Raw genomic sequence first — 20,280 nt, 5'->3', positions numbered from 1 at the left:
GCACCCGGTGTCAGGGGAATTCCTTCGCCGTGACTTCCGGGTCGATCCGGCCATGGGTGTCGTAGCATTCCTGCACCTTGCGGTGGCAGGTGACGCCCTCGGCCGCGGCATAGCCCTCGCCGATGCCGACGCGGTAGCGCTTGGGCTGGGCCAGCCCGAGGCCGCCATCGCCCTCGCCGGCCCCGTCGGTCTCGCCCTCCGCGCCGGCCTGCGGCGCCGGGCCGGCCCCGTCGGCGGCGCCCTCGGCGCTCTCCCCGGCGCTATCCTCTGTGCTCTCCTCTGTGGTCGCGCCCTCGGCCTCGGCCGAACCCTCCTCCGGCGGGCGGTTGACCTCCGGCAGCGGCGCGCCCTGCGGATCGGGCTCGGGCTCGGGCAGCGCCTCGGCGCTCTCCGGCGGGTCCTCCCCGGCGGCGGGATCGATCTCGGCCTGCTGCGCGCCGCCGGTCTCGGCCGCCTCGGGCGGCGTCTCCGGCTCGGGCTTCGGCACCTCGGCGGCGGGCACCCAGTCACCGCCGTCATAGCTCTTGACCCCGCGCAGCGAGCCATAGCGGATCTGGCAGCGGAAATAGACCTTGCGGCCATCCGCCGTGGTGGCGTGCTGGCGCACCCAGTTGTTGCCGCGGCGGCGCCGGTCGAGCGCCTCGCCGAACTCGACGGCGCCATACTGCTCGGCCAGCGCCTCCTGGCAGATGCGCAGATGGTCCTCGCGGGTGCCGCTGCTGCCGGGCCCGGCCATCGCGGGCAGCGCGACGACCAAGCAGACCGCCGCGACAAGGACGCTCGCGAGCACGGGAAGGCGGACAGGAAGGCGGACGGGCAAACGCGGGCGGGGGGAACGCACGGGGCGCAGGAACATCGGCATCTCCGTGGCTTGGGCCGGAATCTGTCGGCGCGAGCTTAGCACGGGCGCCGGCCGCCCGCAGCCCCCTCGCGCAGCCTGCGCCGGCGCGCCGGCTCAGCCCTGCCGGTCCTCGCCGAGGATCTCGCGAAGCGCCGCCTCCTCCTCGGCCGAGAGCGGCGCCTCGGCCGGCGCGGCGGCGCGGCGCCGGCGGCGCAGGAACAGCACCGCCGCCAGCCCGCCGCCGAGGAACAGCGCCGGCCCGGCCAGCCAGAGCACCGCGTTGCCGGCCGAGAGCCGCGGCTTCAGCAGCACGAACTCGCCATAGCGGTCGACGAGGAACTGCAGCACCTCGGCATCGCTGTCGCCGGCGGCGACGCGCTCGCGCACGAGGATGCGCAGGTCGCGCGCCAGGTCGGCATTGCTGTCGTCGATCGATTCGTTGCGGCAGACGAGGCAGCGGATCTCCTTCGAGAGCTCCCGCGCCCGCGCCTCGAGCGCCGGATCGGCGAGGATCTCGTCGGGCTGCACCGCGGCGGCGGGGCCGGCCAGGGCGAGCAGGAGAAGCAGGGCGACGCGCATCATTCCGCCGCCACCGCCTTGCCGCGCGGCCGCCCGGCGACGGTGCCCACGCGAAAGCGCCGGTCGGAGAGGCTCATCAGCCCGCCGGCGCCCATCACCAGGCAGCCGAGCCAGATCCAGGCCGCCAGCGGCTTGTGATAGGAGCGCACCGCCCAGCTCTCGCCATCGGTCTGCCGGTCGCCCAGCACGACATAGACGTCGCGCGCCAGGGTCGAATCGATCGCCGCCTCGGTGGTGGGCATGCGCTGCACCGGATAGTCGCGCTTCTCCGGGCACATCAGCGCCACCTGGGTGTCGCCGTCCATCAGCCGGAAGCGGCCCATCTCGGTGCGGAAATTGCGCGCCTCCGTGCCCTTGAAGGCCCGCTCACCCTCGTTGCCGCACTGCCCGATGGCGAAGGGCGCGCCGAGCGGCAGGCTCTCCACGCCCGCGAATTCCAGCACGTAGGGGCCGATGGGGATGCGGTCGCCCGGCTTGGCGAGGCGGATGTCCTCGGTCTCCCAGGCGGTGAGCGCGGCGATGCCCATGGCCGAGAGCGCGAGCCCGGCATGGGCGATCCACTTGCCCCAGTCGGCCCGCGGCAGCCCGGCGAGGCGCCGCAGCCCGCCGCCGAACCCGGTGCGGGCGAAACCGCCGCGCTCCCAGAGCTCGGTCAGCGCGCCGAGGATCAGCCAGGCCGCCAGCGCGATGCCCACCGGCGCGAGCAGCGCGCCGCCCTCCTGCAGCGCCCAGACCGCGCCGCCGATGGCCAGCGCCGCCGCGCCGGCCCACCAGAGCCGCGCCAGCACCGCGCCGAGCGAGGCCCGCTTCCAGGCCAGCATCGCCCCCACCGGCAGCGCCAGCAGCAGGATCACCATGAAGGGCGTGAAGGCCAGCTCGTAGAACGGCGCGCCGACGGAGATCTTCTCGCCGTCGATGAACTCGCGGAACAGCGGCCCCAGAGTGCCGACGAAGACCACCGCGCAGGCGACCGCGAGCACGAGGTTGTTGAACACCAGCGCGGCCTCGCGCGAGACCGGCTGGAACACCCCCTCCGAGCGCATCGCCGGCGCGCGGATCGCGAACAGCGTCAGCGAACCGATGATCGCCACCCCGAGGATGCCGAGGATGAAGACGCCCCGGTCCGGGTCGTTGGCGAAGGCATGCACCGAGGTGATGACGCCGGAGCGCACCAGGAAGGTGCCGATCAGCGAGAGCGAGAAGGCGAGGATCGCGAGCAGGATGGTCCAGACCTTGAGCGAGGACCGCTTCTCCACCACGATCGCCGAATGCAGCAGCGCGGTGGCCAGCAGCCAGGGCATGAAGGAGGCGTTCTCCACCGGGTCCCAGAACCACCAGCCGCCCCAGCCGAGCTCGTAATAGGCCCAGTAGCTGCCGAGCGCGATGCCGAAGGTCAGCGCCACCCAGGCGGCCAGCGTCCAGGGCCGCACCCAGCGCGCCCAGGTCGCGTCCACCCGCCCCTCGATCAGCGCCGCCACGGCGAAGGAGAAGGCCATCGAGAGCCCGACATAGCCGAGATAGAGGAACGGCGGATGGATCGCGAGGCCGATATCCTGCAGGAGCGGGTTGAGGTCGCGCCCGTTCAGCGGGATCTGCGGCAGCCGCTCGAAGGGGTTGGAGGTGAAGATCGTGAAGGCCAGGAAGGCCACCGCGATCATCGCCTGCACGCTCAGCGTCCGCGCCTTGAGCCCCAGCGGCAGGCGCCGCCCGAAGGCCGCCACCAGCCCGCCGAACAGCGCCAGGATCAGCACCCAGAGCAGCATCGAGCCCTCGTGGTTGCCCCAGGTCCCGGTGAACTTGTAGAGCGCCGGCTTCAGCGAATGGGAGTTCTCGTAGACGATGCGCAGCGAGAAGTCCGAGGTGACGAAGGCATGGGTCAGCGCCGCGAAGGCGATGCCGACCAGCAGGAACTGCACCAGCGCCGCCGGCGCCGCGGCGCGCATCCAGTCGACCCAGCCGCGGCCCGCGCCATAGAGCGGGACCGCCGCCTGGAACAGCGCCACGGCGAGCGCGAGGGTGAGGGCGAAATGCCCGAGCTCGACGATCATGCGGCCCTCCGCGTCAGCAGTTTCGGGGCGCCCGGCATGGCCCGGGGCCGGCACCGGGCGCCGGCCGGCCCGGCGGCATCGCCCGCGCAGATTCCCCGCCACAGGGCGGCGCGGGTCATGCTAATCATCTCGCGCGCGCTGCAGGGTGCCATTGGTCCGGGACATCTCATTTCATGCCGATCGCCTATTGGATCTCGACGGAACTCGATCTCGTCTATGCACGGCACAGCGGCAGGCTGGCATTGCAGGACTATCTCGCGACCTTCCGGCACTACCGCGCCGACCGCAACTACCGCCCGGGCCGGGCCGAGCTGATCGACCAGTCCACCATGACCGCGATCGACACCAGCCTCGACGACCTGCGCAACCTTCTCGACGAGGTCAACCGGCAGTTCCCCGGCGCCGGGGCCGGCACGCCGACGGTGCTCTGGGCACCGGGGGATCTCGCCTATGCCATGTCGTGCAGGTACCGGGCCCTGGCCAGCACGGTGCCGGGCATCGAGGTGGTGGTGGAGCGCGAGGAGCACCGCGCGCTCGCCGCCCTCGGCCTGCCGGACCGGCGCCTGGTCGATCTGCTGTCGCGTGCCGCCTTCATGCCGGCCGACCCGCTGCCGCCGGGCCGCACGACCCGCCCGGCCGGCTGACGCCCGGATCGCCCGCCGGCCCGCGCTCACAGCGCCACCTCGCCGCGCATCAGCACCACGCCGGTGCCGCCGAGCCGGACGCCGCCGATCGCCTCGGGCGGGCCCAGCACCTCGACCGCCGCCTGCCCGGGCCGGCCCATCCAGTGGCCCTGCTCGGCGGTGAAGCGCGGCGCCTCGATCAGCCCGTGGTGCCAGAGCCAGGCCGCCATGCAGCCGGTGGCCGAGCCGGTGAAGGGGTCCTCCGGCGGCATCGGCGGCGGCAGCAGCAGGCGCGCGAAGGTGTCTCCCGCCGATGTCGCGCCCGTGCGGGTGACGAGGAAGGGCTCCATCTTCCAGGCTTCCGGGTGATCGACCCCGGCCATGAACCCCGCCAGCCGCGCCGGGTCGAGCGCCGCGCGGCGGAGCGCGTCATGCCCGGTGAGCAGCGTCACCACGAAGGCGGTGCCGGTCGAGACGATCTGCGGCCGGCCGACGATATCCGCCGCCTCGAGCCCGTAGATCGCCGCCACCGCGCCCGGCGCGAAGCTCTCGCCGAATACCGGCGCCGCCTGGGTCATGGTGAAGACCGGGCGGGCGCCGGCGCGGTCGATCTCGATCGGGATCACGCCGGAGCCGACCTCGAGGGTGAAGCGCGCCCGCCCCGCCAGCAGCCCGGCATCCTCGAGCACCGTGCAGGTGGCAATGGTCGGATGCCCGGCAAACCGTATCTCGTCCTTGGCGGTGTAGTAGCGCACGCCGAAATCCGCCACCGCGCTGGCCTGCAGATAGGCGCATTCGGAGAGCCCGGTCTCCCGCACCAGGGCGATCCGGGTCTCCCTGCTCACCGCATCGGCGTCGAACACCACAGCGCAGGGATTGCCGGCCATCGCCCGGTCGGCGAAGGCATCGGCCCAGGCGAAGCGGTGCGCGCTCACGAGCCGCCCCCGGTGCCCGCGTCTTCCTGCCAGTGGCCCTGCTCCTTCAGCGCATCGGCGACCTCGCGGGGGATGTAGTTCTCGTCGTGCTTGGCGAGCACCTCCTGCGCCGCGAAGGTGCCGCCCTGCATCCGGCCCTCGGCGATCACGCCCTGGCCCTCGCGGAAGAGATCCGGCAGCACGCCGGTGAAGCTCACCCGCACGGTGGCGGCGCCGTCGGTCACGTCGAAGGACACCGTCTCGCCCTCGCCGCGCACCAGCGAGCCCTCGGCCACCAGCCCGCCGATGCGCAGGAGCTGCTCCGGCGGCGGCGGCGCGGCGACGATCTCGGAGGGCGACTTGAAGAAGGCGATGGTGTCGTCGAAGGTCAGCGCCACCAGCACCACCGCGCCGACCAGCGCGACGAAGCCGAAGGCCAGCATGCGGATCCGCTGTATCTTCTTCCGGCTGGCCATGATGCGCTCCTCTCAGCCCTCGCGATCCCTGCGGTCGCTCTTCCCACGGATGTGGGACAATTTCGGCGCCCGGACACCGGGTGCGGTTGTCGCAGCGCGGCTGCCGAGCCGCCCGGCATTCACCACCGCGTTGACCTGGGCGCCGAGGATAGTCGCAGCCCCGGCAAGATAGAAGAACAACAGCGTGAGGATCACCCCGGCCAGCGTGCCGTAGGTGAGCGTGTAGGAGGGCGCGAAGGCGAGATAGACCGAGAGCCCGGTCGCCATCAGCACCATCAGCACCACGCTGGTCAGGATCCCCGGCCAGAGCACGATGTCCTGCATCGGCCGCGAGGGCAGGGTGCGGTGCAGCACCCAGAGCGTCAGCCAGAGGATCGCCAGCCCGATGCCGAAGCGGACCAGGTCGGCCGAGGCCGGGATGTCGATGCCGACGAAGGCCTCGAAGATGCGGAAGATCAGCGGCGCCAGCACCAGCAGCAGGCCGAGCACCACGAAGACGACATAGCCGAGGATCACCAGCACGATGGCATAGAGCCGGTTGATCGCGATGTGCCGGGCGCGGCTGACGTCATAGGCATGGTCGAGCCCGACGCGCAGCGCCTCGATGCCGTTCGAGGCCATCCAGACCGAGCCCAGCGCCGAGGCCGTCAGCACCCCGCTGCGGCGGTGGCTCAGCACGTCGAGCACCACCGGCTCCAGCGTCTGCTTCACGTGCTCCGGGGCGCCGACGAAGATCATGTCAAGCGCCTGCGAGCTGTTCTCCGGCCCCACCACGAAGCCGGCCAGCGCCGTGGCGAAGACCAGGAAGGGCAGCAGCGAGAGCATCGCGGCATAGGCGATGTAGCCCGCCAGCACCGAGCCCTGGTCGTCGTTATAGCGCCAGAACACGGCCTTGACGAAGGGCCAGAACCGGCCCCTCGCCCAGCCCCCGATCAAGGGAAGACCGGCGCCAGCATCAGCCCCGCCGTCTCATCGAGCCCGAGCATGAGGTTGGCGTTCTGCACCCCCATGCCGGAAGCGCCCTTCACGAGGTTGTCGAGCACCGCGACCACCGTCGCCCGCCCCGGCTGGCGCTCGTCCGACACCCCGAGATGCACGAAGTTCGAGCCGCGGACGTGCCGGGTATGCGGCGTCTGGCCGAACGGCAGCACCTGCAGGAAGGGCTCCGCGGCATAGCGCTCGGCCAGCGCGGCATGGATCGCCTGCGGATCGCCCTTGACGTAGCAGGTCGCCAGGATGCCCCGGTTCTGCGGCAGCAGATGCGCGGTGAAGCGCACCGAGACCGGCCGGCCGGCGGCCTTGGCGAACTCCTGGTCGAACTCCGCCAGATGCCGGTGCCGCCCGATGTTGTAGGCGTGGAAGCCCTCGGAGACCTCGGCATGCAGCATCGCCTCCTTGGCGCTGCGCCCGGCGCCGGAGACCCCGGTCTTGAGGTCGATGACGATCTCGTCCGGATCGACCACGCCGGCCTCGATCAGCGGGCGCATGGCGAAGATCCCGGTCGCCGCGTTGCACCCGGTCGAGGCGACGATGCGCGCGGTGCGGATGCGCTCGCGGTAGAACTCGGGCAGGCCGTAGACCGCCTCGGCCTGCAGCGCCGGCGCCTGGTGCGGGCGGCCGTACCAGTGCGCATAGACCTCGGGATCCTCGAGCCGGAAATCCGCCGAGAGGTCGCAGACCCGCATCCCGGCCGGCAGCGCCGCCACCACCTCCTGCGTGGTCGCATGGGGCAGGGCGCAGAACACCAGGTCGATCTCGCCGAGGTCGATCTCCTCGATCCGGGCGAGCCGGGGCAGCGCGAGATGGCGCAGATGCGGGAACACCTCGGCCATCTCGGAGCCGGCACGTCGGTCGGCCGCGAGCGCCGCGATCTCGAGCTCGGGATGGGTGGCGATCAGCCGCACGAGCTCGGCGCCCGTGTAGCCGCTCGCCCCGAAGATGGCGACCTTGTGCATCGGCATGCCTTTCCGCTGGGGGTTGCCCGCCTCCCATAGCGCGCCGGCGGGGCCTGCCGCAATCGCCGCGCGGGCCGGCGGCGGTCCATGCTATGTTGCGCGGGGTGCAACGGAGGGCGCGGCGATGGCGGGATCGTTCGGCGGATCGGGGCCGGAAAGCGCGGCGATGCCGGGGGTGACCCGGGCCGTGCTGTCCAGCGGCTTCGGCATTCTCGGGCTGGTGCTGGCGCTGTTCGGCGCCTTCGGCGCGGTTACGGCGATCGGGCTCGGCGCGCTCGGCTCGGGCGAGAGCGCGCGGTTCGAGGCCGGGGGCAGCGCGGTCTCCGGCGAGGTGCTGGGGCTGGAACGCCGCGGCGAGGCGGCCGGGGAGGCCTGGGTCGTCTACCAGTTCCACGCCGCCGACGGCGTGCCGCGCGAGGGCCGCTCCGAGATCCCGGAGGCGCTCTTCGCCGAGCTCTCCATCGGCGGCCCGGTGGCGGTGGAGTATCTGCGCGCCGACCCCGACACCCACCGGGCCTGGCGCGCGGTTGAGCCGGAGGGCGCCGGCTGGCTGCTGGCCGCGGCGCTCGCGCTCGGCGGCGCCGGGCTCTGGCTGCTCTGGCGCACCCGGGCGCGGCTGCTGCGGCTGCGCCGGCTGCTGGCCGAGGGGCAGCCGGTGACCGGCCAGGTGCGCGGCCTGCGCAGCCTCGGCCTCGTGGTCAACGGGGTGTCGCTCTATGCCATCGACTATGCCTGGACGGGGCCGGACGGCACCCCGCGCGCGGGCAGCAGCCGCGGCCATCCGCTCGGCCGGCTCTCGGCCCATGCCCCCGGCGGGCCGGTGGCGCTGCGCATCCATCCCGGCAATCCCGCGGTCAGCGCCTGGGAGGGGGACCGGCTGGCCGGGAGCATCCGCGACAACCGCCCCTGGCCGCCGCCGGCGGGCTGAGCTCAGGCGGTGCGGAACTCCGCCGGCTGGCCGAGCGGCAGCAGCGCGCCGGTCGCCACCGCGCCGGGATCGCCCGAGGTCAGCATCCGGATCTCGCCGCTGCCGGGGCCGAAGCGGGGATGGCGGCGCAGGTAGTCGGCGAGGCTCTCGGCCACGATCCGCGGCTGCGAGAGGATCTCGGTCCCGGCCGGCAGCATCGCCCGGAAGGCGTGCTCGACGATGGGGTAATGCGTGCAGCCGAGCAGCGCGGCCTGCGGGTTCGGCATCCGCTGCAGCAGCGCCGCCGCATGGGCCCGCGCGATCGCCTCGGCGCCCTTGAGATCGGCCCGCTCCAGCGCGTCCACGAGGCCGGGGCAGGCCTCCTGCTCGACCTCGAGCCCGGTGGCGCGGAAGGCCAGCTCGCGGCGGAAGGCGCCGGACGCCACCGTGGCCCGCGTCGCGAACAGCGCCACCCGCCCCAGCAGCGCCGGCAGCGGCGGCCCGGTATAGCCCCAGGGCCGCCCGGTGACCGCCTCGATCACCGGCACGAAGACGCCGAGCACCCGCCGCTCCGGCGCGTGCTGCGGCAGCCATTCGTCCTGCAGCCGGCGCAGCGCGATGGCGGAGGCGGTGTTGCAGGCCAGGATCACCAGCCCGCAGCCCTCGGCAAAGAGCCGCGCCACCGCGTCGCGGGTCAGCGCATAGATCTCCTCGGGCTCGCGCGGGCCATAGGGCGCGCGCAGGTTGTCGCCGTAGAACACGTAGTCGTACCACGGCAGCCGCGCCCGGATGGTCCGGAGCACGGTGAGCCCGCCGAGCCCCGAATCGAATACCCCGATGGCCATGCCGTCAGCCGAGATAGAGCCCGTAGGGCACGTCGCGGATCGGTTTCGGGCTGAGCCGGTAGGTGCGCTCGCGCAGATAGTCCATCAGCGCCCGTGCATCGCTGGCCCGCGCCTTGATCTCGGCCCGCGGCAGCGGCTTGCCGATGCGCACCCGGATCGGCCCGCCGACGCGCATCTCGAACTCGCTGATCAGCAGCGCCATGCGCAGCGTGTAGTGCAGATGGCTGGCGACCTGGAACAGCCGGCTGTTCGAGCCCTCGAAATAGACCGGCACCACCGTGGCCTGGCTCTTGGCGATCATCCGCGCGGTGAAGGGCTTCCAGGGCGGGTCCATCGCCCGGGCGAAGGGGCGCGCGGCGGTGGAGACCGTGCCGCCGGGGAAGATCGCCACCGCGCCGCCATCGGCGAGATAGGACAGCGCCTCCTTGCGGGTGGCGATGTTCAGGCGCTGCGCCTCCTTGGTCTCGGCGAAGTCGATCGGCAGGATCGACCTGTCGAGCTCCTTCGACTTCTTGAACACCGTGTTGGCGATTATCTTGAAGTCGCCGCGGGTGATCTGCAGGATCCGGCCGATGGCGAGCCCGTCGAGGATGCCGTAGGGGTGGTTCGCCACCACCACCAGCGGGCCCTCGCGGGGGATGTTCTCCAGCCCGCCATTCACGAAGTCGAGGCTGATGCCGTAGCGCTCCTGCATCACCTCCCAGAAGTTGCGGCCCGCCTCGACCTCGCGTTCGTAGCCATCGGCCATGCGCAGCAGGCGCGGCCGGCCGGTCACGTTCTCGATCGAGCGGATGAAGGTGCGGCCCGCACGGGACCGTGCCGAGAAGGAATAGCTGATTTCCTTCGGCCCCGCCTTGCTCGCGGCTATGGACTGCTGCATGCGTCCCGTCCTGTTGGTGCCCCGTCTCTCTTGATACGACCGTTCGGTGACAGGCGCAATCGGCGGGTCGGGGCGGCCGGCCTGTCCGCGGCCAATATGGTGTCGCAGCGGGCGCGCGCCAAGCCGCCCGCGATGCAGGATTGCCGCAGCCACGCGGCCGGAATGCCGCAGTCGGCCGGCGCCGCCGGGCAGCGCCGACGCGGCGACACCATCACTCGACCGGACCCTTCATGCGTGCCATTGTCAGACGGTTCGATCCGTTCGTTTCGCAATGCATGAGAGAGGTTCGCCATGCGTGTCGCCGTTGTCGCCGCCATCCTGGTACTCGCCGCGGGCCCCGCGTCCGCCTTCACCATCTTCTCCGCCGATGGCGCCGGCTGTCTCGCCGTCGACATGGCCGAGGGCGCCGGCGAGGGCGGCGAGGGGCGCAACGTCGTCACCAGCAACGGCTGCGACGCCTCGGATCTCTGGAGCCATGACGGCGCGGTCATCTCGGTGAGCTTCGCCGAGGTCACGGCCTGCCTCGATGTCGATTTCGCCGAGCGCAGCGGCGCCGGCTACAACGTCATGCTCTGGCCGGACTGCCATGGCGGGGCAAACCAGTCCTGGTCCTGGGACGACGACGAGATCTCGGTCCATGTGAACGACCGGTCCTGGTGCCTGACACCGGACCGGGGCGAGCGCATCGGCGACGGGGTGAACGTGATCGCCGCGCCCTGCGCCGGCACCGCAGACCAGGTCTGGAGCACCGACTGAAACGGGCGCCGGGGGCGGGCAGCCCCTCCCCCGGCAGATCGGTATCAGCGCTTCGAGAACTGGAAGCTGCGGCGAGCCTTGCGCTTGCCGTATTTCTTCCGCTCGACGACGCGGGCGTCGCGGGTCAGGAAGCCGGCGGCCTTCAGCGCCGGGCGGAGCATCGGGTCGTAGTTGCTCAGCGCCTTGGAGATGCCGTGCTTGACCGCGCCGGCCTGGCCCGAGAGGCCGCCGCCCTTGACGGTGGCCATCACGTCGAACTGGCCGGACACGTTGGCGACCTGGAAGGCCTGCCCGATCACCATCTGCAGCACCGGGCGGGCGAAATACTGCGCCATGTCCTTGCCGTTGACGATGACGCGGCCCGAGCCCGGCTTGACCCAGACGCGGGCGACCGCGTCCTTCCGCTTGCCGGTGGCATAGGCGCGGCCGAGGGCGTCGCGGATCGGCTCGCGCGGCACCACGGTCTCGGTCTCCGGCGTCTCGCCCTCGGGTGCGGGGGCGGCGGCGACGGCATCCTTCAGCTGGTCGAGGGACCTGATCTCTTCGGCCATCAGCGGGCAGCTCCTCTAGCGTTCTTGGCGTTCATGCCCGCCACGTCGAGCGTCTCGGGGTTCTGCGCGCCATGCGGGTGCTCGGCGCCGGCATAGACCCGGAGATTGGTGAGCTGGCGGCGCGACAGCGGGCCGCCCGGCATCATGCGCTGCACCGCCTTGGTGACGACGCGCTCGGGGAAGCGGCCCTCGAGCAGCTGGCCGGCGGTGCGGCTCTTGATGCCGCCCGGATAGCCGGTGTGCCAGTAATAGGTCTTGTCGCGGTGCTTGTTGCCGGTGAGGCGCACCTTGTCCGCATTGATGACGATGACGTTGTCGCCCATGTCCATATGCGGGGTGAAGGTGGCCTTGTGCTTGCCGCGCAGGCGGTTGGCGACGATCGAGGCGAGCCGGCCGAGCACGACGCCTTCGGCGTCGATGACCAGCCATTTCTTCTCGATATCCGCCGGTTTTGCGGAATAGGTTTTCATGCGGTGCATCCGTTTGGCTTGCGAATCCTTCGGCGACGCCGCAAGGGCAGCCGCGCAGATTGGCGCGGTGTTTGCCCGAGCGCCCGCGCCATGTCAAGCCGCAGCCGGCGAAATTTCGCCTGTTTTCAGGGGGAGTTGTGCGTGTGGTAAACTGTTACCCCAACCACCCGGGGCGCTACAGCCGCCAGCGCAGCTCCGCCATCAGCCCGGCGCTCGTGGCGCTGAATGCCCATGAGCTCGGCACCCCGCCGGCGCGCAGCAGGCCGGAGACCCAGTGATTGCAGGTGCGCAGCCCGTGATAGGACGGCACCGCCGCGAGGAAGGCGCCCTGGCCGTAGAGGCTCGGGCCGAGCGGGCGGAGGCCGCCATCGGGGCCCGTCGCCAGCGTTTCGGCGAGGCGGGCGGCGAGCCGCGCGAAGCCGGCTTCCGAGAGCCGGAGCGTGATCCCCGGCGTCCGCGGAAAGGCAGCCTCCGCCGGCAGCCGGACCGGCACCGCCTGCAGCACCGAGGGCGTGGGCCAGAGCGCGGCGCGGAGCGCGAGCCCGGGCTGCAGGTCGCCGAGCGCCGGTGTCGCGCGGTAGAAGGCGGCATCCCCCCAGCCGATCTCCAGCGCCTGCGCCCGGGGCCAGGCGCCGGCGAGACGGCGCAGCCGGTCCGCCAGGTCCGGCCGGGCGCGGGCGAGGCGGACGGCGGCGGCGCGCAGATCCGCCGTCGCCATCACCAGCCCGGCATGCCAGCCATGGTCGAGCACCCGCACGGCCACCGGTCCGCCCGCGGCCGGGAAGCCCGCCGGGTCGCGCGGGGCGAGCGAGCCCCAGGCCGCGGCCGCCACAAGCACGAGCAGCGCCGCGCCGCGCCTCAGCCATCTCCGCCCTGCTGCCGCCATGGCCCCTCCGCCAGGGCAGTGGCCGCCGCGCGGCGCCGCCTGTCAAGCGGAAGCGGCGGCCGGGCGCGGCGGCAGCGCGGCCGGTCTCCGGGCGGAGGCCCGGAAGCCGTGCCCGCCGCTGCGCGTCACCGCATGGCTGGCGGTCGCGTCCCGGCGCAGCGCCCGGCACGGCCGCCAACCGCCGCGCCGTGCCGGAGGGCAATGACGATGCACGCGCCCGGCCGGGCGCCAACGAGCGCGAGCGGGTGAGGGGCGAGGCTCCCGGCATCCTTCGCCCCCCCGCAGATCGCCGATCCGCAGGCGAACGCATTGGCCAGGAGACGCACCAGCAGCGGCCCGCGAAGCGCCCGGCAAAGCGCCGCCGCATCCGGAGCGCGCCGGCGGCCCCCGCCGGACGGTCTCGTGCCGCCGGCCGGCCACCACGCGAATCGGCTGGTCTCAAGCCGCGTGGCCCGGCCCTTCTCGATCTCCGCGAGGCCGCCGGGATCGAGAGGGACCGCACTGGCGACCACCCGCCCAGCATCGCGCCGCCACCCGCCCGCGAAGCGCCCCTTCGATCCGGGCGCCGCCACGCCGGGCGCGGTCGGCACGCCGGACCAGCTGCCCACGGCACGCGAGGCCACGGGTCGGCGTGCCGCCCCGCCGCGGCGGCAGCGCCCAGCGCCGCAGCTCCGCCGCAGACCGCTTCGCCCGGGCGGGCGAGCGCGCCAGCGGAGATGGCGTCCGCCTTGCACCTCGCCGCCCCGACCGGACGAACCAAGGCGCGCCAACCGGCACAGCCAAGCACCCGGCCGCAGGTGCCGGCCGCGCGCATCGCGGAACGGTCCATCGGGTCAAACCGGGCATCCTCCGGGATGGCCGCAGCGACGCGCACACCATCCGCCGCGTCAAGCGGCAAGGCGGTTCCGAAGGCCAATGCCGCGATCGCCCGCCGGCCCGACGGCCAGCGCCGCGCATTCGATCCCGGCGCACGGCCGGTCGATCGCATGGCGCCGCTCGCGCCCGCATTCGAACAGCGCCGCAAGGGCGTGGTGGTGAAGCCCCCCGTTTCGGCCCCTCGGGCGTACCGGGAGCGGCGAGGGAGCGGTCGAGCCGGCAGGGGTCAGCACGGGCGCAGCGCCGCCAGCATGCCGCGTGATCGATGCGGCCTCCCCTTGGGCCCGTGCCGCCGCTTTTCGTCGCGGGGGCATCACGGCCAGTGACGCCCCGCCAGCGCGCGGCGGCGCCAGCGCGGGAGACAGGGGCATGTGCGACCCGGCCGGCGGCCTGGTTATCCGCCCACGGCACCCACCAACCCGCGTCCAGGGAAGGCGCGCCGCAGGAGGCCAGCCCGAGCCTGTGTTGATCTGCGCCTCATGGGTGTGGTGGTGGGGGCCGCCCGCCTTCGTCCCCTCGGGCCTGCCGGGAACGGCGAGCGAGCGGGCAAGCCCGCAGGGGTCAGCACGGGCGCGGCGCTGCCGGCACGCCCCTAGATCGGCGCGGCCACCCCGTGTGCCTGTGCCGCTACCAGCGCCGCGGGATGCATTGCGGCCCACGGGGTGGTGCCAGCGGACGCCGCCGGCGGCGCGGGTGACAGGGGACCCGGCCGCCAAGCTACCCGTCCACGTCTCATGCGAGCCAGCGTCCAGGGAAGGCATGCCGCTAGAGGCCATCTTGAGCCTGCCTTCGAGCAATGCCGCAAGGGCGCCGCGACGGAGGCCGCCCGCCTTCGGCCCCTCGGACGTGCCGGGATCGGCGAGGGAGCGGGCAAGCCGGCAGGGGTCAGCACGGGCGCGGCGCTGCCGGCATGCCGCGTGATCGGCGCGGCCTCCCCTTGGGCCCCTGCCGCCGCTTTGCGCCGCGAGGGGCATCGCGGCCAGTGACCCCTCGCGAGCGGGCGCCGCCGCCAGCGCGGGGAACAGGGGTGTGTGTTGCCCGGCCGGCGGCTTGGTTGTCCGCCCGCGGCACCCACGAGCCCGCGTCCAGGGAAGGCGCGCCGCTGGAGGCCAGCTCGAGCCCCCGCCGTTCTGGGCGGCAAGGGCTTGGTGGTGGAGGCCGACCGCCTTCGGCCCTAAGGGCGTGCCAGGAGCGGCGAGGGAGCGGGCAAGCCGGCAGGGGTCAGCACGGGCGCGGCGCCGCCGGCATGCCGCTTGATCGGCGCGGTCTCCCCGTGGGCCTGTGCAGCCGGCTGCACCTCGGGGACATCGCGGCCAACGGCGCCCTGCGATCAGGCGCCGCCGTCAGCGCCGGGGACAGGGGCGGGTGCCACCCGGCCGGCGGCCTGGCTACCCGCCCCACGGCTCCTGCGGGCCAGCGTACGAGGAAGGCGCGCCGCTGGAGGCCTGCTCGAGCCTGCGCCGATCCGGGTGGCAAGGGCCTGGTGGTGGTGGTCGCATGGCTTCAGCTCCTCGGGCGCGCCGGGAGCGGTGGGGGAGCGGTGGCGCCGGCAGAGGTCTGCACGGGCGCGGCGCTGGGGGCATGCCGCGTGTTCGGCATGGCTTCCCCTTGGGCCTTTGTTGCCGTTTGCGCTGCGGGGGCATTGCGGCCAGCGGTGCGGCGCCAGCGGGGGCTGCCGCCGGGACGGGGACGGGGACGGAGACGGGGACGGGGACGGGGACGGGGACGGGGACGGGGCGTGTGCCAGCCGGCCGGCGGTCTGGCAACAGGGCCGCGCCCCGACCCGGGGGAGGCGCGCCGCACGGCCCGCGGGGGGCTGCGGGGGGCGGCCGGCCGCCGGCTCAGCCCGTGCGCGGCCCCGGCGGGATCGCGTAGGTGCAGCTCGCATGCGCCACCGGGCGGGGGTCCTCGACCGAGGTCAGCGTCACGTCGCCGACCGCGAGGCTGCGGCCGAGCTTGAGGATGCGGGCCTCGCCGATCAGGTCGGCCAGCGGCGGCTTGCGCAGGAAGTTGATCGAGAGATTGGTGGTCACCGTCAGCGGCTCGCGGCCGATCATCGCCAGCACCGCGACATAGAAGGCGAGATCCGCCAGCATGAACATCGTCGGGCCGGAGACGGTGCCGCCCGGGCGCAGGTGACGGTCGGCGACCGCGAGGCGCAGCCGCGCGGTGCAGGGGCCCACCGCCTCGATCACCGCCTCGCCGCGCACCTGCGGGAAGACCTCCGCGAGGAAGGCGGTGAGCGCCGCGACATCGAGCACCGGCTGCCGCGGGCTCATGCGCCGCGCTCCGCCGCCGGGCCGAAATCCTGCGTGGTGGCCTCCGCCGCGCTGCCCAGCCGCTCGACCTGCCAGGCCGCGCCCTCGGGCCGCACCCGCAGCGGCAGGCAGTTGGGCATGCTGGCGATGTCCGGCACCATGCGCACCAGCGAGCGCGCCGCATACCAGAGCCCGCCATGCACCACGATCAGCGTGCCGGGCGCGGCGGCGGCCCGCGCCATCGCCGGCCAGACCCGGTCGCGGAAGGCCGCGAAGCTCTCGCCGCCCTCGGGCGCGAAGCGGCCCTGCCAGTAGTCCGGCATCCAGGGCGGATAGGCCTCGCCCTCGTGGATGCCGAGATGGCACTCCATCAGCGCAGCGTCGGTCTCCACGCCGAGCCTGTGCCGCGCCGCCACCGTCTCGGCGGTGATTCGCGCGCGTTGCAGCGGGCTCGCGACGATGCGCCGGATCGGCGCGCCGGCGAGCGTCTCGGCCGCCGCCTCGGCCTGGCGCCGGCCGAGCGGGCTCAGCGCGGTGTCGCGCTGGCCCTGCAGGCGCCGGTCGCGGTTGTAGACGGTCTCGCCGTGCCGCAGGAACCAGAACGGATGCGCAAAGCGCACCGCCCGGAGCGCCGGGGGACAAGCCTCGGGGATCTCGGGACGGCTGGCATCCATGGCGGCTCCGGCGGCGACGAGGGAATTGCAACGCCCGCCGTCTTGCCGCAGGAGAGGGAGGCGCGATCGCGCCGTCGGTGATGGACCGGCGGCGGCCCGATTGCAAGCGCAGGGGCCCGGAGGCCGGGCCGTGGCGAGAGGAGGCCGGCATGGGCGGGACACTGGTGCTGCGGGAGGATATCGGCCGCGTCGCGCGGCTCACCCTCAACCGGCCGGAGGCGCTGAACGCGCTCTCCGACGCGATGCTGGCGGCGCTCGGGGCGGAGCTCGACCGGCTGGCGGCCAGCCCGGAGATCCGCGCCGTGGTGATCCGCGGCGCCGGCCGCGCCTTCTGCGCCGGGCACGACCTGCGCGAGATGGAGGCGGCCCGCGCCGCCGCGGATGGCGGGCGGGCGGCCTATCTGGCGCTGTTCGAGACCTGCTCGGGGGTGATGCGCCGGATCCGCATGCTGCCGCAGCCGGTGATCGCCGAGGTCCACGGCATCGCCGCCGCGGCCGGCTGCCAGCTGGTCGCGACCTGCGACATGGCGGTGGCGGCCGAGACCGCCCGCTTCGGCGTCAACGGCGTGAACATCGGGCTCTTCTGCTCGACGCCGATGGTCGCGCTCAGCCGCAATCTCGGGCGCAAGAAGGCCTTCGAGCTGCTGGTCACCGGGGATTTCCTCGACGCGGCGCAGGCCGTCGAGCAGGGGCTGGCGAACCGCGCGGTGCCGGACGACCGGCTCGGCGAGGAGGCGATGGCGCTGGCCGGCCGGGTGGCGGCGAAGCTCGCCGTCGCGGTGCGCATCGGCAAGCGCGCCTTCCACGAGCAGATCGAGATGACCACCGACGAGGCCTATGCGCTCACCGGCCGGGCGATCGCCGAGAACATGCTCGAGCCGGAGACCGCGGAGGGGGTCCGCGCCTTCCTCGAGAAGCGCGCGCCGGACTGGCAGGCCTGACCCCGCCGCGAAGCGCGCCCCTTGGGCCCGCCATGGCGGTTCGGCCGCAACCGCCGCCGCCGTGCGAACCGATGTTCGCGGGAACCTGCCGGCCGGACCTGCCCACCGAACCTACCCGACGAACCCGGCAGCCGGACCTGCCGACCGGATCTCCTGACCGAACCTGCCGACCGGATCTCCCCATCGAACCTCCGCCCGAACCTGCCGCCGGAACCGCCGCAGGGCGCGGCGCCCTCAGGCGGTGAGCCGCTGCGCCGCCGGGTAGAGCGCCGCGAAGCGCGCCCGCATCAGCAGGAACACCGCGACCAGCGCCCCGGCCTGGTGGAAGATCGCGATCTCCAGCGGCGAGGCATGCATCACCGTGACGATGCCGATCACCACCTGCGCCGCCATCGCCGCGGCGAGCCACTGCGCCCGCGCCTTCAGCGCCACCAGCCCGGCCCTGCCGAGCCGCCAGGCCACCGCCAGCGTCAGCGCCAGCACCGCATAGCCCAGCATCCGGTGCACGAACTGCACCAGCCCCGGGCTCTCGAAGAGGTTGCGCCACCAGGGCTCCAGCGCCAGCGCGCCCTCGGGGAAGAACCGCCCCTGCATCAGCGGCCAATCGACGAAGCCGCGCCCGGCATCGATCCCGGCGACCAGCGCGCCGACGAGGATCTGCAGCAGCAGCGCCGCCGCCAGCAGGCCGGTCCAGCCGCCGAGGCCCGCCGGCCGCGCCCGCCGCGCCTGCAGCAGCGCCACCGGCGCCAGCCGGACCCGCTGCGCATACCAGATGAGCAGCATGAAGATCACGAAGGCGAGGCCGAGATGCGTCGCCAGCCGGTAGGAGGCGACATCCAGCCGGTCGAGCCCCGAGGCCACCATCCACCAGCCGACCGCGCCCTGCAGCCCGCCCAGCGCCCCCGGCAGCAGCAGCCGCCCGGTCCAGCCCTTCGGGATCGCCCGCCGCGCCAGGAACCAGAGGAAGCCGGCGGCCCAGACCAGCCCGATCACCCGGCCGAGCTGGCGATGCCCCCATTCCCACCAGTAGATCGGCCTGAACTGCTCCAGCGTCATCCAGTGGTTCTGCTGCTGGAACTCGGCGGTCTCCCGGTAGGCGCCAAAGGCCGCCTCCCAGTCCGCGGCGGAGAGCGGCGGCACCGCCCCCATCACCGGGTCCCATTCGGTGATCGAGAGGCCGCTGTCGGTCAGCCGCGTCAGCCCGCCGACCAGCACCATCACCGCCACCAGCGCTGCCAGCGCCCAGAGCCAGAGCGCGATGGCCCCGCGCGCCTCCGGCGCCTGCCGGGGCGGCGTGCGGCCGCCGGCCGGGGCGGACTCGCCATCGGGTTGGCCTGCGGTCTCCTCGAAGATCGCGCGCTTGCTCATCGGGGCTGGCTCCTCACCGTTTCGCGCCGGAGGTAGCCCCTGCACGCCGCGGCGGCAAGGGCGGCGGGACGCCGCGCCGGGGCGCTGCCAGGGATCGCGCTCGCCTTGGCCGGGCTACGGCCGGGCCTCGGGCGCACCGCCGGCAAGGGGCGCAGCCCCGCCGCCTCCCGTGGGTGGGCCGCGCTGCCCGTGCAGCCGCCGCGCCGTAGCAGGGGTGGGGGAGGCGGCGGCCCTGCCGCTCAGCCCTCGGGACGACTGCGCTCCCGCGGCCCCTCGGCCAGCGCCCGGATCACCCCGCGCAGCGTGCGCACGTCCTGGTCGGTCAGCGGCGCCCGGCGGAACAGGTTCTCGAGATTGGCAACCATCGAGGGCCGCTTGTGCTCCGGCCAGAAGAAGCCGGCCCGGTCGAGCTCGCCGGTGAGATGCGCCACCATCCGCGCCACATCCTCGGCCGCCGCCACCTCCGAGCGCCCGGTGGCGAGCAGCTCCGGCGGCGTCGCGTCATGGGTGCGGCGCCACTCATAGGCCATCAGCAGCACGCATTGCGCGAGGTTGAGCGAGCCGAAACCGGGGTTCACCGGCACCGTGACGATCGCCGAGGCGCGCACCACGTCCTCGTTCTCGAGCCCGGTCCGCTCGCGGCCATAGAGCACGCCGACCCGCTCGCCGCCGGCGATCCGGGCGGCGGCCTCGCGCATCGCCGCCTCCGGCGTCAGCACCCGCTTGGTCAGCTCGCGCGGGCGCACCGTGGTGGCATAGACGGTGGTCAGATCCGCGATCGCCGCCTCGGTGTCGTCGAACACGCGGGCATCGTCGAGCACCCGCCCGGCGCCCGAGGCCATCGCCACCGCGGCCGGGTTGGGCCAGCCGTCGCGCGGCGCCACCAGGCGCAGCCGCGACAGCCCGAAATTCCACATCGCCCGCGCCGCGGCGCCGATGTTCTCGCCCATCTGCGGCGCCACCAGCACCGTCACCGGCCCGGGGCGCAGCGCCTCGGCCTCGGCGGCCGCGCGGGCCGCGGCATCCGTCCCGGCCACTGCCGGCTCAGTCCTTCGCCTGCCGCGGCGCCTTCGCCGGCTTCGCCGCCGCACCGGCCAGCTTCGCCTCCAGCTCGGCGAGGCGCGCCGCGAGGCGCTCGTTCTCCTCGCGCGCCTTCACCGCCATCTCGCGCACCGCGTCGAACTCGTCGCGGCTGACGAGGTTGGCCTCGCCGATCCAGCGCTCGAGCTGGGCACGGATCGCGGTCTCGGCCTCGGCCCGCATCCCCTGCGCCACGCCGGCGGCATTGGTCATCAGCTTGCTGAGATCGTCGAACATCCCGCCTCGGGTCTGCATGGGCTCCTCCCTGGCTACTCCCCGGGGATACCGCCCGGCCCCGCCGCAGGCAAGCCGGGCCGCCGCTTTCGCCCCGCCAGGCCGGTCGCGCCGCCAC

At 73.7% G+C, this 20,280-nt stretch carries 21 protein-coding genes; 4 read left to right on the top strand and 17 right to left on the bottom strand.

The window, feature by feature from the left end; all coding sequences use genetic code 11:
- Positions 1 to 10 precede the first annotated feature (10 nt).
- From QSJ97_RS19735 to QSJ97_RS19725, 3 genes are all read right to left on the bottom strand, one after another.
- Positions 11 to 757, bottom strand: a complete 747-nt coding sequence (locus QSJ97_RS19735) for a hypothetical protein (protein WP_285673853.1) — start codon at positions 755 to 757, stop codon at positions 11 to 13.
- Positions 758 to 955: 198 nt separating this feature from the next.
- Complete coding sequence (locus tag QSJ97_RS19730) at positions 956 to 1,420, bottom strand: cytochrome c-type biogenesis protein (protein WP_285673891.1); 465 nt, start codon at positions 1,418 to 1,420, stop codon at positions 956 to 958.
- Entirely contained in the window at positions 1,420 to 3,468 is a 2,049-nt protein-coding gene (locus QSJ97_RS19725) for a heme lyase CcmF/NrfE family subunit (protein WP_285673852.1), read from the bottom strand. The genes QSJ97_RS19730 and QSJ97_RS19725 overlap by 1 nt, the downstream gene beginning before the upstream one ends.
- A 173-nt stretch (positions 3,469 to 3,641) precedes the next feature.
- Between QSJ97_RS19725 and QSJ97_RS19720 the strand changes: the two genes are divergently transcribed.
- Entirely contained in the window at positions 3,642 to 4,112 is a 471-nt protein-coding gene (locus QSJ97_RS19720) for a hypothetical protein (RefSeq protein ID WP_285673850.1), read from the top strand.
- A 26-nt stretch (positions 4,113 to 4,138) separates the two neighbouring features.
- On the opposite strand, the gene QSJ97_RS19715 is transcribed toward QSJ97_RS19720, so the two are convergent.
- Genes QSJ97_RS19715 through argC form a run of 4 tightly spaced genes read right to left on the bottom strand, consistent with a single transcriptional unit; the run spans position 4,139 to position 7,436 of the window.
- A complete protein-coding gene (locus QSJ97_RS19715; protein WP_285673848.1) occupies positions 4,139 to 5,026 on the bottom strand; it encodes a PhzF family phenazine biosynthesis protein in 888 nt (295 codons plus the stop codon).
- On the bottom strand, positions 5,023 to 5,481 hold the full coding sequence (gene ccmE, locus QSJ97_RS19710; protein WP_285673847.1) for a cytochrome c maturation protein CcmE: 459 nt from the start codon (positions 5,479 to 5,481) through the stop codon (positions 5,023 to 5,025). The genes QSJ97_RS19715 and ccmE overlap by 4 nt, the downstream gene beginning before the upstream one ends.
- 12 nt (positions 5,482 to 5,493) lie before the next feature.
- Positions 5,494 to 6,417, bottom strand: a complete 924-nt coding sequence (locus tag QSJ97_RS19705) for a YihY/virulence factor BrkB family protein (RefSeq protein WP_285673846.1) — start codon at positions 6,415 to 6,417, stop codon at positions 5,494 to 5,496.
- Entirely contained in the window at positions 6,414 to 7,436 is a 1,023-nt protein-coding gene (argC, locus tag QSJ97_RS19700; protein ID WP_285673844.1) for an N-acetyl-gamma-glutamyl-phosphate reductase, read from the bottom strand. The genes QSJ97_RS19705 and argC overlap by 4 nt, the downstream gene beginning before the upstream one ends.
- A 124-nt stretch (positions 7,437 to 7,560) precedes the next feature.
- Here argC and QSJ97_RS19695 point away from each other — a divergent pair, with 124 nt between their 5' ends.
- Positions 7,561 to 8,364, top strand: coding sequence for a hypothetical protein (locus tag QSJ97_RS19695; RefSeq protein ID WP_285673843.1), 804 nt, complete (start codon positions 7,561 to 7,563; stop codon positions 8,362 to 8,364).
- 2 nt (positions 8,365 to 8,366) lie between these two features.
- On the opposite strand, the gene QSJ97_RS19690 is transcribed toward QSJ97_RS19695, so the two are convergent.
- A complete protein-coding gene (locus tag QSJ97_RS19690; RefSeq protein ID WP_285673842.1) occupies positions 8,367 to 9,188 on the bottom strand; it encodes a glutamate racemase in 822 nt (273 codons plus the stop codon).
- A 4-nt stretch (positions 9,189 to 9,192) separates the two neighbouring features.
- Entirely contained in the window at positions 9,193 to 10,068 is an 876-nt protein-coding gene (locus QSJ97_RS19685; protein WP_285673841.1) for a lysophospholipid acyltransferase family protein, read from the bottom strand.
- 291 nt (positions 10,069 to 10,359) lie between these two features.
- Here QSJ97_RS19685 and QSJ97_RS19680 point away from each other — a divergent pair, with 291 nt between their 5' ends.
- Complete coding sequence (locus QSJ97_RS19680) at positions 10,360 to 10,824, top strand: ricin-type beta-trefoil lectin domain protein (RefSeq protein ID WP_285673840.1); 465 nt, start codon at positions 10,360 to 10,362, stop codon at positions 10,822 to 10,824.
- A 44-nt stretch (positions 10,825 to 10,868) separates the two neighbouring features.
- Here the strand turns inward: QSJ97_RS19680 and rpsI are convergent, their stop codons facing one another.
- From rpsI to QSJ97_RS19655, 5 genes are all read right to left on the bottom strand, one after another.
- The gene (gene rpsI / locus QSJ97_RS19675) at positions 10,869 to 11,375 is read right to left on the bottom strand and encodes a 30S ribosomal protein S9 (RefSeq protein ID WP_285673839.1); all 507 of its coding nucleotides are present in this window, start codon (positions 11,373 to 11,375) and stop codon (positions 10,869 to 10,871) included.
- Positions 11,375 to 11,845, bottom strand: coding sequence for a 50S ribosomal protein L13 (gene rplM, locus QSJ97_RS19670; protein ID WP_285673838.1), 471 nt, complete (start codon positions 11,843 to 11,845; stop codon positions 11,375 to 11,377). Before rplM ends, rpsI begins: the two co-directional genes overlap by 1 nt.
- A gap of 175 nt (positions 11,846 to 12,020) precedes the next feature.
- Positions 12,021 to 12,731, bottom strand: a complete 711-nt coding sequence (locus QSJ97_RS19665; protein ID WP_285673837.1) for a DUF2459 domain-containing protein — start codon at positions 12,729 to 12,731, stop codon at positions 12,021 to 12,023.
- Positions 12,732 to 15,448: 2,717 nt separating this feature from the next.
- The gene (locus tag QSJ97_RS19660) at positions 15,449 to 15,886 is read right to left on the bottom strand and encodes a PaaI family thioesterase (protein ID WP_285673836.1); all 438 of its coding nucleotides are present in this window, start codon (positions 15,884 to 15,886) and stop codon (positions 15,449 to 15,451) included.
- Positions 15,883 to 16,539, bottom strand: a complete 657-nt coding sequence (locus QSJ97_RS19655) for a histidine phosphatase family protein (RefSeq protein WP_285673835.1) — start codon at positions 16,537 to 16,539, stop codon at positions 15,883 to 15,885. Before QSJ97_RS19655 ends, QSJ97_RS19660 begins: the two co-directional genes overlap by 4 nt.
- 149 nt (positions 16,540 to 16,688) lie before the next feature.
- On the opposite strand from QSJ97_RS19655, the gene QSJ97_RS19650 reads away from it, so the two are divergent.
- Complete coding sequence (locus tag QSJ97_RS19650) at positions 16,689 to 17,480, top strand: enoyl-CoA hydratase (RefSeq protein WP_285673833.1); 792 nt, start codon at positions 16,689 to 16,691, stop codon at positions 17,478 to 17,480.
- Between the two features lie 234 nt (positions 17,481 to 17,714).
- On the opposite strand, the gene QSJ97_RS19645 is transcribed toward QSJ97_RS19650, so the two are convergent.
- The 3 genes from QSJ97_RS19645 to QSJ97_RS19635 all read right to left on the bottom strand — a co-directional run bounded on the left by QSJ97_RS19645 (position 17,715) and on the right by QSJ97_RS19635 (position 20,183).
- Positions 17,715 to 18,848: a COX15/CtaA family protein gene (locus tag QSJ97_RS19645; protein ID WP_285673831.1), complete on the bottom strand. Its 1,134-nt coding sequence runs from the start codon at positions 18,846 to 18,848 to the stop codon at positions 17,715 to 17,717.
- 239 nt (positions 18,849 to 19,087) lie between these two features.
- Positions 19,088 to 19,798, bottom strand: coding sequence for an RNA methyltransferase (locus QSJ97_RS19640; protein ID WP_434220942.1), 711 nt, complete (start codon positions 19,796 to 19,798; stop codon positions 19,088 to 19,090).
- A 94-nt stretch (positions 19,799 to 19,892) separates the two neighbouring features.
- Positions 19,893 to 20,183 (bottom strand): accessory factor UbiK family protein, encoded by a 291-nt coding sequence (locus QSJ97_RS19635; RefSeq protein WP_285673829.1) that lies wholly within the window; start codon positions 20,181 to 20,183, stop codon positions 19,893 to 19,895.
- Positions 20,184 to 20,280: the final 97 nt, after the last annotated feature.

The sequence above is a fragment of the Paralimibaculum aggregatum genome (genome assembly GCF_030270585.1).
GTDB classification, from domain to species: Bacteria; Pseudomonadota; Alphaproteobacteria; order Rhodobacterales; family Rhodobacteraceae; genus Thermohalobaculum; species Thermohalobaculum aggregatum.
This window is presented reverse-complemented; position numbering and strand designations above follow the sequence as displayed.